Annotated in this window: 15 protein-coding genes; 9 read left to right on the forward strand and 6 right to left on the reverse strand. The window is 71.9% G+C overall.

What is annotated here, in order from left to right; translation table 11 throughout:
- Positions 1 to 56: 56 nt before the first annotated feature.
- The 5 genes from QSK52_RS04740 to dnaA form a co-directional block, all read right to left on the reverse strand.
- Positions 57 to 569, reverse strand: a complete 513-nt coding sequence (locus tag QSK52_RS04740; RefSeq protein WP_033254171.1) for a DUF721 domain-containing protein — start codon at positions 567 to 569, stop codon at positions 57 to 59.
- Positions 570 to 636: 67 nt separating this feature from the next.
- Positions 637 to 1,773, reverse strand: coding sequence for a DNA replication/repair protein RecF (recF, locus tag QSK52_RS04745; RefSeq protein ID WP_285733878.1), 1,137 nt, complete (start codon positions 1,771 to 1,773; stop codon positions 637 to 639).
- Positions 1,774 to 1,807: 34 nt separating this feature from the next.
- A complete protein-coding gene (gnd, locus tag QSK52_RS04750) occupies positions 1,808 to 2,734 on the reverse strand; it encodes a phosphogluconate dehydrogenase (NAD(+)-dependent, decarboxylating) (RefSeq protein WP_435053156.1) in 927 nt (308 codons plus the stop codon).
- Between the two features lie 92 nt (positions 2,735 to 2,826).
- Positions 2,827 to 3,957 carry a DNA polymerase III subunit beta gene (dnaN, locus tag QSK52_RS04755; protein WP_285733882.1) on the reverse strand — a complete coding sequence of 377 codons (1,131 nt, stop codon included), beginning with the start codon at positions 3,955 to 3,957 and terminating at the stop codon, positions 2,827 to 2,829.
- A 1,207-nt stretch (positions 3,958 to 5,164) separates the two neighbouring features.
- Positions 5,165 to 7,039: a chromosomal replication initiator protein DnaA gene (gene dnaA / locus QSK52_RS04760; protein WP_285733884.1), complete on the reverse strand. Its 1,875-nt coding sequence runs from the start codon at positions 7,037 to 7,039 to the stop codon at positions 5,165 to 5,167.
- Between the two features lie 434 nt (positions 7,040 to 7,473).
- Between dnaA and rpmH the strand changes: the two genes are divergently transcribed.
- The 9 genes from rpmH (at position 7,474) to QSK52_RS04805 (ending at position 14,082) form a co-directional block, all read left to right on the forward strand.
- Positions 7,474 to 7,611, forward strand: a complete 138-nt coding sequence (gene rpmH / locus QSK52_RS04765; protein ID WP_043915359.1) for a 50S ribosomal protein L34 — start codon at positions 7,474 to 7,476, stop codon at positions 7,609 to 7,611.
- A 19-nt stretch (positions 7,612 to 7,630) separates the two neighbouring features.
- Entirely contained in the window at positions 7,631 to 8,059 is a 429-nt protein-coding gene (gene rnpA, locus QSK52_RS04770) for a ribonuclease P protein component (protein ID WP_285733891.1), read from the forward strand.
- Positions 8,056 to 8,370: a membrane protein insertion efficiency factor YidD gene (gene yidD, locus QSK52_RS04775; protein WP_033214182.1), complete on the forward strand. Its 315-nt coding sequence runs from the start codon at positions 8,056 to 8,058 to the stop codon at positions 8,368 to 8,370. Before rnpA ends, yidD begins: the two co-directional genes overlap by 4 nt.
- Positions 8,371 to 8,373: 3 nt before the next feature.
- Positions 8,374 to 9,546, forward strand: a complete 1,173-nt coding sequence (gene yidC, locus QSK52_RS04780; protein WP_285733893.1) for a membrane protein insertase YidC — start codon at positions 8,374 to 8,376, stop codon at positions 9,544 to 9,546.
- 57 nt (positions 9,547 to 9,603) lie between these two features.
- Positions 9,604 to 10,125, forward strand: a complete 522-nt coding sequence (locus QSK52_RS04785) for a protein jag (RefSeq protein ID WP_285733896.1) — start codon at positions 9,604 to 9,606, stop codon at positions 10,123 to 10,125.
- A gap of 139 nt (positions 10,126 to 10,264) precedes the next feature.
- A complete protein-coding gene (rsmG, locus tag QSK52_RS04790) occupies positions 10,265 to 11,041 on the forward strand; it encodes a 16S rRNA (guanine(527)-N(7))-methyltransferase RsmG (protein WP_285734422.1) in 777 nt (258 codons plus the stop codon).
- Between the two features lie 201 nt (positions 11,042 to 11,242).
- Positions 11,243 to 12,277 carry a ParA family protein gene (locus QSK52_RS04795; RefSeq protein ID WP_435053165.1) on the forward strand — a complete coding sequence of 345 codons (1,035 nt, stop codon included), beginning with the start codon at positions 11,243 to 11,245 and terminating at the stop codon, positions 12,275 to 12,277.
- Positions 12,274 to 13,344, forward strand: coding sequence for a ParB/RepB/Spo0J family partition protein (locus QSK52_RS04800; RefSeq protein WP_285733898.1), 1,071 nt, complete (start codon positions 12,274 to 12,276; stop codon positions 13,342 to 13,344). The genes QSK52_RS04795 and QSK52_RS04800 overlap by 4 nt, the downstream gene beginning before the upstream one ends.
- Positions 13,345 to 13,464: 120 nt before the next feature.
- Positions 13,465 to 14,082 (forward strand): GNAT family N-acetyltransferase, encoded by a 618-nt coding sequence (locus QSK52_RS04805; protein ID WP_285733900.1) that lies wholly within the window; start codon positions 13,465 to 13,467, stop codon positions 14,080 to 14,082.
- 233 nt (positions 14,083 to 14,315) lie between these two features.
- Here the strand turns inward: QSK52_RS04805 and trxA are convergent, their stop codons facing one another.
- Positions 14,316 to 14,642 (reverse strand): thioredoxin, encoded by a 327-nt coding sequence (gene trxA / locus QSK52_RS04810; protein ID WP_285733902.1) that lies wholly within the window; start codon positions 14,640 to 14,642, stop codon positions 14,316 to 14,318.
- Positions 14,643 to 14,670: the final 28 nt, after the last annotated feature.

A 14,670-nucleotide genomic window follows, 5' to 3' on the forward strand; every position in this document is an offset into this window, starting at 1 on the left:
GAGCGCCTGGCAGGGCCGCCAGCGATTCCGGAAGATCCCGGTCCGCTCCGTCCGGCTCAGCCCCAGGTGTCGCCCGGCCCCTTGCTCCCGGGCGCCCGCAGCCGCCCGTACCCGCGCACCGGGGCGTCCGGTCCCAGCACCTTGATCACCCGGACCGTCCCGTGCCCCAGCTCGTGGTTCAGCCGGGCCACCAACTGCCTTGCCAGCAGGCGGAGTTGAGTCGCCCAGGCGGTGGAGTCGCACTGCACGGTGAGCACCGCCTCGTCCTCCGCGTACGACTTCGGCTCGCAGTGCGCGGCGATGTCCGGCCCGACGATCTGCGACCAGCGGCCCATCACCCCGCCGACCGCGGCCGGGGCCTCCCAGCCGCGCTCGGTGATCAGCCGGTTCAGCGCGGCCCCCAGCGGCACCGGGTCCCGCCCGTCCGCCCGGGCGCCGCTGCGCAGGCCGGTCCGCTTGGCCTCCCGCCGCTCGCGCACCTGCTCGCCGCGCTGCCGCGCCTGCTCCTTGGCGGCGCGCAGCGCCACCCGGGCCAGGTCCACGCCCGAAAGCTCCGGCCCCTCCGCCATCACGCTCCATCCCCAGGCTGTGGACAACTGTTCCGACGAGCCGCCCAGGCTACGTGGTTCCCGGGGCTCACGGGGTCAGCCGGTCCACCGAGCCGCCCGAGACGCCGTACCGGGCGCCGTGCAGCGCCTTCGGCACGTCCTCGGCCACCGCGGCGGTGACCAGCACCTGCTCGCCCCCGGCGACCAGCTCGGCCAGCCGGTCCCGGCGGCGGGCGTCCAGCTCGGCGAAGACGTCGTCCAGCACCAGCACCGGCTCCCCGCCCTCGGCGCGCAGCAGCTCGTACGAGGCCAGCCGCAGCGCCAGCGCGTAGGACCAGGACTCGCCGTGGCTGGCGTAGCCCTTGGCGGGCAGCGGGCCCAGCCGCAGCAGCAGTTCGTCGCGGTGCGGGCCGACCAGGGTCAGGCCGCGCTCGACCTCCTGCTTGCGGGCGCCCTGCAGGGCCGCCAGCAGCTGCTGCTCGGCCTGCTCGCGGCTGGTGGGCAGCTCGCCCTCGAAGGAGGAGCGGTACTCCAGGACGGTGTCGCCGCCACCGGGGGCGAGCTGCCGGTACGCCTCGGCGACCAGCGGCTGCAGGGCGGCCACCAGCTGGATCCGGAAGGCGGTCAGCTCGGCGCCGGCCCGGGCCAGGTGGCCGTCCCAGACCTCCAGGGTGGCCAGGTCGGCGGACTTGCCGCCGCCCGCCCGGCGGGCCATCGCGGCGGTCTTCAGCAGGGCGTTGCGCTGCTTGAGCACCCGCTCGTAGTCGGAGCGCACCCCGGCCAGCCGGGGGGCCCGGGCGGTCAGCAGCTCGTCCAGGAAGCGGCGGCGCTCGCCCGGGTCGCCCTTGACCAGGGCGAGGTCCTCGGGGGCGAACAGCACGGTGCGCAGCACGCCCAGCACGTCGCGCGGGCGGACGTTGTCGGAGCGGTTCAGCCGGGCCCGGTTGGCCTTGCCCGCGGTCAGCTCCAGCTCGACCAGGGTGGTGCGGCCGCCCTGGGAGACCACGCTGGCCCGGATCACCGCCCGCTCGGCGCCGAGCCGGATCAGCGGGGCGTCGGTGGCCACCCGGTGGCTGCCCAGGGTGGCGACGTAGCCGACCGCCTCGACCAGGTTGGTCTTGCCCTGGCCGTTGGGGCCCACGAACGCGGTGACGCCCGGGTCGAGCGGGACCTCGACCCGGGCGTAGGAACGGAAGTCGGCGAGCGACAGGTGCGCGACGTGCATGGCTGGACTGCGCTCGCCTTCTGTCCGGGGCTGCTTACTTGGACTCGACCGCGTGGCCGCCGAACTGGTTGCGCAGCGCGGCGATCATCTTCATCTGCGGGGAGTCCTCCTGGCGGGAGGCGAAGCGGGCGAACAGCGAGGCGGTGATCGCGGGCAGCGGCACCGCGTGGTCGATCGCGGCCTCGACCGTCCAGCGGCCCTCGCCGGAGTCCGCGGCCCAGCCCTTGAGCTTGGCCAGGTGCTCGTCGTCGTCCAGCGCCCGGACGGCGAGGTCGAGCAGCCAGGAGCGGATGACGGTGCCCTCCTGCCAGCTGCGGAACACCTCGCGCACGTCGGTGACCTCGGGGGCCGCCTCCAGCAGCTCCCAGCCCTCGGCGAAGGCCTGCATCATCGCGTACTCGATGCCGTTGTGGACCATCTTGGCGAAGTGGCCGGCGCCGACCTTGCCCGCGTGCACCGAGCCGAAGTCGCCCTCGGGCTTGAGCGCGTCGAAGACCGGCTGGACCTTGGCGACGTCGGCCGCCTCGCCGCCGTACATCAGCGCGTAGCCGTTCTCCAGGCCCCAGACGCCGCCGGAGACGCCGCAGTCGACGAAGCCGATGCCCTTCTCGGCGAGCAGCTCGGCGTGCTTGACGTCGTCGGTCCAGCGCGAGTTGCCGCCGTCGACCACCACGTCGCCGGGGGAGAGCAGCTCGGCCAGGTGCTCGACGGTCTCCTGGGTCGGGCCGCCGGCCGGGACCATCACCCACACCACGCGGGGGGCCTCCAGCTTGGTGACCAGCTGCTCGACGCTGTCGACGTCGGCGAGGTCCGGGTTGCGGTCGTAGCCGATGACGGTGTGGCCGGCGCGGCGGATGCGCTCGCGCATGTTGCCGCCCATCTTGCCGAGACCGATGAGGCCGAGCTCCATGACAAGTCCTTCACTGTGGTGTCGTGCCTGATGGCGGCGCCGTTGCCGCACCCACTGAGCCTACGCCGACGCCGAGGGCGCGCCGGGCAGCCACAGGGGCGCGGGGGCTGTCCGCCCCTCGCGCCCCTGGTGGTGACGGCCGGTCAGCCGGAGAGGCGGACCGGCATGATCAGGTACTGGTAGGCCTCGTCCGGCTCCGCGTCGACCGCGGGCTTGCCGGTGAGCAGGGCCGGCTTGGTCGGGGTGGTGAAGCTCAGCTGCGCGTACGCGGCGTCGATCGCCTTGAGCCCCTCCTCCAGGTAACCCGGGTTGAAGGCGATCGAGATGTCGTCGCCCTCCAGGTCGGCGTCGATCCGCTCGGTGGCCTGCGCGTCGTCGCCCGAGCCGGCCTCCAGGGTGAGCACGCCCTGCTCGAAGTTCAGCCGGACCGGGGTGTTGCGCTCGGCCACCAGCGAGACGCGCTTGAGCGCCTCCAGGAAGGGCTGGGTCTGCACCGCGGCGACCGCCGAGAACTCGGTCGGGAAGATCGACCGGAACTTGGGGAACTCGCCCTCCAGCAGGCGCGTGGTCGTCCGCCGCCCGGCGCCCTCGAAGCCGATCAGGCCCTCGCCCGCGCCGCCGGTGGACAGCGCGATGCTGACCTGGTCGCCGCTGCCCAGCGACTTGGCGATGTCCTGCAGGGTCTTGGCGGGGACGAGCGCGACCGCGTTGACGTCGTCCTGCTCGGGCTTCCAGAGCAGCTCGCGGACGGCGAAGCGGTACCGGTCGGTGGCGGCCAGGGTGATCCCGCTGCCGTTGATCTCGACCCGGACGCCGGTGAGCACCGGCAGGGTGTCGTCGCGGCCGGCGGCGACCGCGGCCTGGCTGACCGCCGAGGCGAACACGTCGCCCGGGACGGTGCCGGTGGCGGTCGGCATCTGCGGCAGCGCCGGGTACTCGTCGACCGGGAGGGTCGGCAGGGTGAAGCGGGAGGTGCCGCAGACCACGCTGACCCGGGCGCCGTCGGTGGAGATCTCCACCGGGCGGTTCGGCAGGTTGCGCGAGATGTCGTTGAGCAGGCGGCCGGAGACCAGGACGGTGCCGGCCTCCTCCACGTCCGCCTCCAGCTCGACCCGGGCCGACACCTCGTAGTCGAACCCGGACAGCGCCAGGCTGCCCTCCTGGGCGGTCAGCAGCAGGCCGGCCAGCACCGGCACCGGCGGCCGCGCGGGGAGGCTGCGGGCAGCCCAGGCCACCGCCTCCGCGAGGACATCACGCTCCACCCGGAACTTCACCGGTAACCGCCTCCTGGCTGCTGTCGCCGCACGGCGGCCGGTACCGCCCGCCGTGCTGTTGATCGTCTGATCCTCTTCCGGCCCCCGGGAGGCACCGGGCGGATCCGCTCCGCCCCGGCCTGCTTCCGGTTGCCGAAGGACAGTCTGACGTACTCGGCTGACAGCCGGGGCAGATGGGCACAAGCGGGCCGAACAAATGTCGGGGCCCGGTTGTCCACAGATTCGGGCCACCCCCACTGTTGATCAAGCTCCGAGCTCTCTATGTGTAGCAGTAGTAGTAGGGCCTGTGGATACCGTGGATAACCCCGTTTTCGCAGCTCAGGGGCCAGATTTTGTCCACAGGACCTGTGGACGGCGGCTGTGGACAACCAGGCCCCGCTGTGGACAGCGGAGAGTAATCCACAGGGCACGCTGAGTATCCACAGGTTATCCACAGCTGTGTCCACAGAAATCCCCGAAGTTATCCACCGCTCCCGATCAACATCACGTGACGCCTTTCACACCCAGGGCTGACAAGGGAGTTGATGTTGCCGAACTGTGGACGCAGCTGTGGAAAACCTGGGGATAACTCACCCGTTCCTGTGGACAGCCGGTGGATAACCCTGTGGACCGGCTGACGGGGCCTCAGTTCTCCACAGCCTGTGGATAACTGTTGTGCACAAGTCCACAGGTGGTTGACCTGCGCCGAAGAGCGTAGCGGCGATCCACCTGTGGAGGAACCTCGGGATAACTCGGCCCCGCGCACCCTGTGGACGGGGAAGACCCACCCGTTCCTGTGGAAAACCGGGGTGCGCACCCGAATCGTTCGAATTGCTGCGCAAGCGTTCGGTGCGGCGGCGGGCCCGGAGAACGGGCCGACACGCGGATCCCTGCCCCGCCGCAGGCCCTTCCACACCCACCGGGCCCGCCCGGCCGCCCCCGACCGGCGCGATCCGGCCACCGCCGGAGCCGTTCCGCGTTCGATCGGCCGCCCCCTACTACGCGGCGGCCGCCGCAGTCCGCGGAAGGGGCCCGCGTGCACTCGGACGAGTGCTTCCGGCCGCGGGCCCACCACTCGTCCGGGTAACGCTCCGGGGCTGCGAAAGGGGAGCCGGGCCGCCCTGGCCCGACTCCCCTACGTGTCGTCAACTGCTCTTCCGGCAAAGGTTATTGACCGTTGCGCGTGGTGCCGCCGCGGCCGCTCCGCCCGGTGCCGGACTTTTGTTAGCTAGCTCTTGATGCGGTTGGTCAACTCGGTGACCTGGTTGTAGATGGACCGGCGCTCGGCCATCAGCGAGCGGATCTTGCGGTCCGCGTGCATCACCGTGGTGTGGTCCCGGCCGCCGAACTGGGCGCCGATCTTCGGCAGCGACAGGTCGGTCAGCTCCCGGCACAGGTACATGGCGATCTGCCGGGCCGTCACCAGCACCCGGCTGCGCGAGGACCCGCACAGGTCCTCGACGCCCAGGCCGAAGTAGGCGGCGGTCTGCTGCATGATCACCTGGGCGGTGATCTCCGGCCCGGCGTCCTCGTCCCCGCCCGGGATCAGGTCCTTCAGGACGATCCCGGCCAGCTCCAGGTCGACCGGGGCCCGGTTCAGGTTGGCGAACGCGGTGACCCGGATCAGCGCGCCCTCCAGCTCCCGGATGTTGCGGGTGATCCGGGAGGCGATGAACTCCAGCACGTCGGCCGGGGCGTTCAGCTGCTCCTGGATCGCCTTCTTGCGCAGGATCGCGATCCGGGTCTCCAGCTCCGGCGGGGTGACGTCGGTGATCAGCCCCCACTCGAAGCGGTTGCGGAGCCGGTCCTCCAGGGTGATCAGCTGCTTGGGCGGCCGGTCCGACGAGAGGACGATCTGCTTGTTCGCGTTGTGCAGGGTGTTGAAGGTGTGGAAGAACTCCTCCTGCGTCGACTCCTTGCTGGCCAGGAACTGGATGTCGTCGACCAGCAGGATGTCGATGTCCCGGTAGCGCTTGCGGAACGCGTCCGCCTTGCCGTCCCGGATCGAGTTGATGAACTCGTTGGTGAACTCCTCCGAGCTCACGTACCGCACCCGGGTGCCCGGGAACAGGCTGCGCGAGTAGTGCCCGATGGCGTGCAGCAGGTGGGTCTTGCCGAGGCCGGACTCGCCGTAGACGAAGAGCGGGTTGTAGGCCTTGGCGGGCGCCTCGGCCACCGCCACCGCCGCGGCGTGCGCGAAGCGGTTGGAGGCGCCGATCACGAAGGTGTCGAACAGGTACTTGGGGTTCAGCCGGGCGTTCGGCTCGTCCTTGCGCGGGCCGCCCGCCGGGGGAGCGCCGGGCGGGGCCGGGACGCCGGGGGGCCGCTCGACCTGGGCGTGCTGCGGCTGGGCCGCGGGCCGGGCGCCGCGGCGGGAGCCGCCCTGGCGCGGCCGGTCCTCGTCCGGGGAGCCGAGCGCCCCGCCGAACAGGTCGCCCTGCGCCGAGTCCGGGCCCGGCCGGTGCGAGCGCCGCGGGGCCGGGTCCGGCCGCCGCTCGGGCACCGGGGCCGACTCGCCCCAGCCGCCGGCCTCCGCGCCGGGCTGGTGGTCGCGGTACGGCGCCTGGGCGGGCGCCCGGTAGGGCTCGGCCGCCGGGTAGCCCGGGGGCTGGTACGGCGGGTGCTGGTAGTCGTCCCCGCCCCGGCCCGGCCAGGCGCCGGGCGGCGGGCCCGGCTGCTGGTAGCCCCCCGGCCCGGCCGGGTAGGGCTGCTCGACGCGGCCGGGGTACGGCTGCTCGACGCGCGCCGGGTACGACTGCTCGGGGCGCGGGTGCGGCCACTCCGGCACCGGCTCGGGGTCGAGCTCGGACTCCTGCTCCGGCTCGCCGACCGGGGCGGCGTTGGCGTCCACCATCACCGCGATCCGGACCTGCCGCCCGAACTCCTGCGAGATGGCGTCGGTCAGCTGCGGCAGCAGCCGTCCCTCCAGCACCTGCTTGGCGAACTCGTTGGGCGCCGCGAGCAGGGCGGTGTCGTGCATCATCCACATCGGCTGGGTGCGGCGCACCCAGTTCTTGTCCTTCTCCACGACGTCGCTGTCGCTCACCAGTCGCTCGACGACCCTCGACCACATCAGGACGAGATCGCTGTTGACATCAGCCACTGGTACACGCTTTCTCGTTCCCCGGACAGGGGGAGCCAGGCAAGGTCAAGGAAGGGGGAGGGGTTCGGGTGGCGCGGCGCCGGTGCGGTCGCGGGCACAGAACAAAAGAGACAAGTCCTGCAACGGTAGTCAGCGCGCAGAGCTGATTCAAGTTTCTGTCCACAGGCTGTGGGCAACGGCGTGGCGGCCACCTGGTTTGACCCTCGGACCCGCTCCCGCGTACCGTAACCAGGTCGAGTTGTCGATGGCCGCTGCCGCATGTCCGCGGGTCCGCCCGCTTCCATGACGCGCGCAGCACGGGCGCCGTGGTGGTCCCAACCCAGCAGATCTGGGGCCGGGTACCGGATTTCCCAGTGCAAGGGGAGATCGCGCGGACGCACGGTGACGGCCAAGCGATTCCCCGTCATCCTACGATTCACCCCAGGAGCCCCCGAGTGAGCAAGCGCACCTTCCAGCCGAACAACCGTCGTCGCGCCAAGACCCACGGCTTCCGGCTGCGCATGCGTACCCGTGCCGGCCGCGCCATCCTGGCGTCGCGCCGCGCCAAGGGCCGCAGCGCCCTGTCCGCCTGATCCGCGCAGAGGGTCTGCCGTGCTGCCCACCGAGAATCGGCTGCGGCGGCGCCAGGACTTCGCGACCGCGGTGAAACGCGGTCGCCGCGCAGGTCGGCCCCTGCTGGTGGTCCACCTCCACAGAGAGGTGGACCCCGACACGGGCGCCGACCGGAACAGCGACTCACACCCGCACGTCGCCGAGGGGCTTCCTCCGGCGCGTGCGGGTTTCGTCGTGAGCAAGGCAGTCGGGCCGGCGGTGGTCCGCAACGCGGTGAAGCGTCGGCTGCGTCACCTGGTCCGCGAGCGCCTGTCCCGGTTGCCCGCAGGTAGCCTGATAGTGGTACGGGCGCTGCCGGCTGCGGCGACGGCCCCGTACCCGGACCTCGAGCACGACCTGGACGCGGCCCTGCGCCGTCTTCTCAGGTCGGAGCCGACCGGCGGTGCCCCGACGGGAACAGGGCGATGAAGTACCTGCTGATGGGCCTGATCAGGCTCTACCAGTGGACCATCAGTCCGCTGCTCGGTCCGGTGTGCCGTTACTACCCCTCGTGCTCGCGCTACGGGTACGAGGCGGTTCGCGTCCACGGCGCGATCAAGGGCGGTTGGCTGACCGGCTGGCGCATCCTGCGCTGCAACCCTTGGTCTCCCGGTGGGGTTGACCACGTTCCGCCGCGAAAGCACCCGGTGTGGCACCGCCGGTTGCGCAATCTGCTGAACCCCACGAGCGGGACCGCCGAGCCGGAGCCGGTGGCGAAGCCCGATGCCCAAGGAGTCTGACCGGTGACCTTCGGTTTTCTGAGTCCCCTCTACACAGCGGTGTCCTGGATCATCGTCCAGTTCCACTCGCTGTTCAGCCACGTCTTCGACCCCGACGGTGGCCTGGCGTGGGGTCTGTCCATCGTGATGATGGTGGTCGTCATCCGGATCTGCCTGATCCCGCTCTTCGTGAAGCAGATCAAGGCGACCCGGGCCATGCAGGCGATCCAGCCGAAGATGAAGGCCATCCAGGAGCGCTACAAGAACGACAAGCAGCGCCAGTCCGAAGAGATGATGAAGCTGTACAAGGAGGCGGGCACCAACCCGTTCTCCTCGTGCCTTCCGATCCTCGTGCAGGCGCCGTTCTTCACCGCCCTCTACGGCGTGCTGGCCTCGATCGCCAACGACAAGACGATCGGCGTGATCGACCAGCCGCTGCTGGAGAGCGCCAAGCAGGCGCACATCTTCGGCGCCCCGCTGTCGGCCAAGTTCGTCGGTGCGGACAGCATCCACATCCAGATCGTCTGCGCGGTCATGATCGTGCTGATGTCGCTGTCGCAGTTCATCACCCAGCGCCAGCTGATGACCAAGAACGTCGACCTCTCGGTCAAGACGCCGTTCATGCAGCAGCAGAAGATGCTGATGTACGTCTTCCCGGTCATGTTCGCCGTGATGGGCATCAACTTCCCGGTCGGTGTGCTGGTCTACTGGCTCACCACCAACGTCTGGTCGATGGGCCAGCAGCTGATCGTCATCCGCAACAACCCGACGCCGGGCAGCCGGGCGTGGGACGAGCGCCAGGCGCGGCTGAAGAAGGCCGGGCGGATCAACCCGGACGGCTCGATCCAGAAGGTCGGCCTGGTGGCCATGCTCACCGGCTCCAAGAACCCCAAGGGTGCGGAGGCGGCGGCCCAGGCGGCGGTGGCGGAGAGCGTGCAGGTGCGCCGCCAGCAGCCGCGCAAGCAGAGCAAGGCCCAGCGGCAGGCGACCGCCGCCCACCAGCCGCACACCGCGGAGCAGGCGGACGCGCCGGACGCGGCGCCGGTGGCGGACCAGGCGGAGGCCAAGCCGGCCGCGTCGACCGGGGCCGGGAAGCCCGGCACGAAGGCGGGCGGGTCGAAGCCGGGGGCCCAGCCGGGCCAGCGCCAGCAGCCGCGGCGCGGTGGCCAGACCGGCCAGCGGCCGAAGAAGAAGTAGAGTCCCACCCTCGTTCTCGGCCCCACCCGAGGGCCTCGTTTCCGAAGGAGTCCACCTGTGACGGATGGCACCACCTCCGCCGTCGACACCGCCCCGGCCGGTGAGAGCGCCCTCTCGCGTCTGGAGCACGAGGGTGACATCGCCGCCGACTACCTGGAGGGTCTGCTGGACATCGCGGACCTGGACGGCGACATCGACATGGACGTCGAGGGGGACCGGGCGCTGGTCTCCATCGTCAGCGAGGGCGACGACCGGACGCTGCAGCGGCTGGTGGGCCAGGACGGCGAGGTGCTGGAGGCGCTCCAGGAGCTGACCCGGCTGGCCGTGCACCGGGAGACCGGTGAGCGCAGCCGCCTGATGCTGGACGTCGCGGGCTTCCGGGCGCGCAAGCGGGCCGAGCTGGCGGAGCTGGGCGCGGAGGCGGCCGAGCGGGTCAAGAGCACCGGCGAGCAGGTCAAGCTGCGGCCGATGACCCCGTTCGAGCGCAAGGTGGTGCACGACGCGGTGGCCGCCGCGGGTCTGCGCAGCGAGTCGGAGGGCGAGGAGCCCCAGCGCTGCGTGGTCGTGCTGCCGGCCTGACGCCGGTGGTGCTGCCGTTCCGGCGTCCGACCCCGCCCGCCTCGCGCGGGCGGGGTCGTCGGCTCTGCGGCGGAGTGGCGTTTCACGTGGAACAGTGCTGGTACGGCGGGTGGATTCGACGGTGAGCGGAGAGGCAGAGATGGACAGGGACGGCACGGAGGCCGAGGCGCCGCTGGAGGGGCCGGGTCAGGCTCCGGAGGCGGCGGGACGGATCTTCGGCGATCGGCTGCCGCAGGCCGTGCGCTACACCGAGCTGCTGGCGACCGCCGGGGTGCAGCGCGGGCTGATCGGCCCGCGCGAGGTGCCCCGGCTGTGGGACCGGCACGTGCTCAACTGCGCGGTGCTGACCGAACTGCTGCCCGCAGAGGTCTCGCTGTGCGACGTCGGCTCGGGCGCCGGTCTGCCGGGCATCCCGGTGGCGCTGGCCCGGCCGGACGTCTCGGTGACCCTGCTGGAACCGCTGCTGCGGCGCACCACCTTCCTGGAGGAGGTGGTCCGCGAGCTCGGTCTGGAGAACGTCACGGTGCTGCGCGGCCGGGCCGAGGAGACGGTCGGCAAGCTGGCGGTGGACGTGGTGACCGCCCGCGCGGTGGCGCCGCTGGACCGGCTTGCCGGCTGGGGGATGCCGCTGCTGCGCCCGTACGGGCAGATGCTGGCGCTGAAGGGCGACACCGCCGAGCAGGAGCTGGCGGACTCGCGGGCGGCGCTGACCCGGCTCGGTGCGGTGAAGTGGTCGGTGATCGGCGTCGGCGAGGGCGTGCTGGTGACCCCGACCCGGGTGGTGCGGGTGGAGGCGGGGGAGAGCCCCGGCGGCGTGCGGGCGGCCACCCGGCGGGCCAAGGCGGCCCGGGCGGGGCGCGGCGGCAAGGGCGGCGAGGGCGCGGGTCGGCGCAGTGGCGGTCGCGGGCGGCGCTGAGTCCGCTGGTACTGGTGTTCGGGGTGGGTGGCCGGTGGGCCGCCCGCCCCGTTTCCGTTGGGGTTCCGATGGTGCCGGACTCGGAGTGTCGAGGCGGTTGATCCCGACATTCCGGGCATCGTGTTCCACGTGAAACGTCGCTTCCTGCTCTCCGGCGTACTTGATCAAGACCGCAACCGGGCCCGGGACCGTCACCCGGAGGTGACTGTCGCGGGTCAGGTTTCACGTGAAACACTGACCCCCATGCAGGAGTCGGAGATCGTCGATCAGGTGGATGACACCCCCGCCGCCCGGGCCGCGCACGGCGCCGCCCCGGCCGTCGGGCACACCGGGGAAGCGCTGCCCCGGCCCGCCGCGACCCGGGTCATGGTGGTCGCCAACCAGAAGGGCGGGGTGGGCAAGACCACCACCACCGTCAACCTGGCCGCCGGTCTGGCCATGCACGGGCTGCGGGTGCTGGTCATCGACCTCGACCCGCAGGGCAACGCCTCGACCGCGCTCGGCATCGACCACCACGCCGAGGTGCCGTCGATCTACGACGTGCTGGTCGAGGGCAAGCCGCTGGCCGACGTGGTGCAGCCGGTGGTCGAGGTGGAGGGGCTGTTCTGCTGCCCGGCCACCATCGACCTGGCGGGCGCCGAGATCGAGCTGGTCTCGCTGGTCGCCCGGGAGAGCCGGCTGCAGCGCGCCATCGCCGCCTACGAGCAGCCGCTGGACTACGTGCTGATCGACTGCCCGCCCTCGCTGGGGCTGCTGACCGTCAACGCGATGGTGGCCGGGCAGGAGGTGCTGATCCCGATCCAGTGCGAGTACTACGCCCTGGAGGGCCTCGGCCAGCTGCTGCGCAACGTGGAGCTGGTGCGGGCGCACCTGAACCCCTCGCTGCACGTGTCGACGATCCTGCTCACCATGTACGACGCCCGGACCAGGCTGGCCGCGCAGGTCGCCGAGGAGGTGCGGACGCACTTCGAGAAGGAGGTGCTGAACACCGCCATCCCGCGGTCGGTGCGCATCTCCGAGGCGCCCAGCTACGGACAGACCGTGCTGAGCTACGACCCGGGTTCCACCGGTGCGCTCTCCTACCTGGAGGCGGCGCGCGAGCTGGCGCTGCGGGCCGAGGTCGCCAAGACGACGGTCGGGCGGCACCGGGCGGGTGCGGCGGTCGTTCCGCCGCGCAGCGGCGGGGAGACGTCCGCGCCGACGGCACAGCACAGTTCGATGGAGGGCAAGCGGTGAGTGGCACGCGCAGGGGTCTGGGCAGGGGTCTGGGGGCGCTGATCCCGGCGACCCAGCCGGCGGCCGCCGGGGGAGCTCCGGCCGAGCCGGCCGAGCCCGGGACGGTCACGGTGGTGCCGGTGGTGCCGGTGCCGACCGACCGCGGCACGGTGGCCGCCAAGGCCGCCGCGGAGAGCCTGCGGGAGCTGGCGGGCGACCAGCGCCGCAGCGTCCTGGAGGCGGCGCTGACCCCGGTGAACGGCGCCCAGTTCGCCGAACTGCCGCTGGAGTGGATCCGGCCCAACCCGCGCCAGCCGCGCGAGGTGTTCGACGAGGAGAAGCTCGCCGAACTGGTCACCTCGATCAAGGAGGTCGGCCTGCTGCAGCCCGTGGTGGTCCGTCAGACCGGTCCCGACCGGTACGAGCTGATCATGGGTGAGCGTCGCTGGCGGGCCTCCCGGGAGGCCGGTCTCGACACCATCCCGGCGATCGTCCGGGCCACCGAGGACGAGAAGCTGCTGCTGGACGCGCTGCTGGAGAACCTGCACCGGGCCGAGCTGAACGCGCTGGAGGAGGCAGCCGCGTACGACCAGCTGCTGCGCGACTTCGGCTGCACGCACCTCCAGCTGGCGGAGCGGGTCGGCAAGTCCCGGGAGCACGTGTCAAACACGCTGCGGTTGATGAAGCTTCCGGTGTCGGTGCAGCTGAAGGTTGCGGCCGGAGTGATCACCGCCGGGCACGCCAAGGCGATCCTGATGGTGCCGGACGCGGAGCGGCAGGAGAAGCTGGCCGAGCGGGTGCGGGCCGAGGGGCTGTCGGTGCGCTCCACCGAGGAGGCGGCCAAGCTGCTGGCGGGCATCGAGCCGAAGAGGCGGGCCCCGCGCGCGGAGCGGCTGCCCACCCCGGCCTTCGAGGAGCTGGCCGGGCGGCTCTCGGACCGCTTCGAGACCCGGGTCAAGGTCGAGGTCGCCCAGAGCGGCGGCAAGTTCGGCAAGGGCAAGGTGGTACTGGAGTTCGGTTCGGTCGAGGACCTGAACCGGATCCTGGACAGTCTGGCCCCGGGCGAGCAGGGTCTGCCGCTCTCCTGACCCCGGGACCACGATCGGCGAACCAACGGGTGCATGTTTCACGTGAAACGTGCACCCGTTCCGTCGGGCGGAGCAGACTGGAGGTCTGGACCGTTTCCGCCTGGAGGAGGAGGTGCGGGCGTGGGACGGAGGGTCGTTCCGCTGACGCTGGACAACCTCTCGGATCTGCCGAACACCTGCCGCTCCTGCGTCTTCTGGGAGCTCGACCCGGTCAGCGGGCGGGACGCGCAGGACGCCGGCAAGGGGGAGTTGGAGAAGGAGGGGTGGATCTCCGCGGTGCTGCTGGAGTGGGGCTCCTGCGGGCGGGTCGCCTACGTGGACGACCGCCCGGCCGGGTTCGTGCTCTACGCCCCGCCCGCCTACGTGCCGCGCGGGCAGTCCTTCCCGACCAGCCCGATCTCGCCGGACGCGGTGCAGCTGATGGTGTCCCGGGTGCTGCCGGACTTCCAGGGGCAGGGCCTGGGACGGGTGCTGGTGCAGTCGGTGGCCAAGGACCTGGTCCGGCGCGGCTTCCGGGCGATCGAGGCGTTCGGCGCGCAGGGGCGGGAGGTGCCGAGCTGCGTGCTGCCCGCCGACCACCTGCTGGCGGTGGGCTTCAAGACCGTCCGGCCGCACCACCGGTACCCGCGGCTGCGCTTGGAGGCGCGCACCACGCTCTCCTGGAAGGAGGACGTGGAGGGCGCGTTGGAGCGGCTGCTCGGCGGGCGGCGCACCGAACCGGCGCTGCGGCCGTTCTGAGCGGGCTCCCGGGGGCTTCCGTGGGAGCGGTTCTCCGCTGCGGGGCGGCCGCCCGCGGTGGGATGCCGCGGCGCTGAGGGCTTCTCAGCGAAGCCTCCGGAGCACCGGGCCCGCGACCGGACGGAGGCCGTCGCGCTCCCGGGGCCTCCTGACGAAGCCTCGGACCACCCCGGGAACGCCGAGGCGGCCCGGACGGATCATCCGTCCGGGCCGCCTCGGCGGTGCGGGAGGACCTACAGGTACTCGGCGAGCTCGCGCAGCAGCGCGGCCTTCGGGCGGGCGCCGGTGATGGTCTTCACCAGCTCGCCGCCCTTGTAGACGTTGAGCGTCGGGATGGAGATCACGTTGTACGCCGCCGCGGTCTCCTGGTTGGCGTCCACGTCGAGCTTGACGACGGACAGCTTGTCGCCGTGCTCGGCCGCGATGTCCTCCAGGACCGGAGCGACCTGGCGGCACGGGCCGCACCAGGTGGCCCAGAAGTCGACGAGGACGGGCTTGTCGCTCTTGAGGACCTCGGCCTCGAAGGTGGCGTCGGTTACTTCCTTGGTGGCGCCGGCCACGGGAACTCCTTGGGGTCGGAGGAGAGGT

The sequence above is a fragment of the Kitasatospora phosalacinea genome, from assembly GCF_030268885.1.
Taxonomy (GTDB): Bacteria; Actinomycetota; Actinomycetes; order Streptomycetales; family Streptomycetaceae; genus Kitasatospora; species Kitasatospora phosalacinea_C.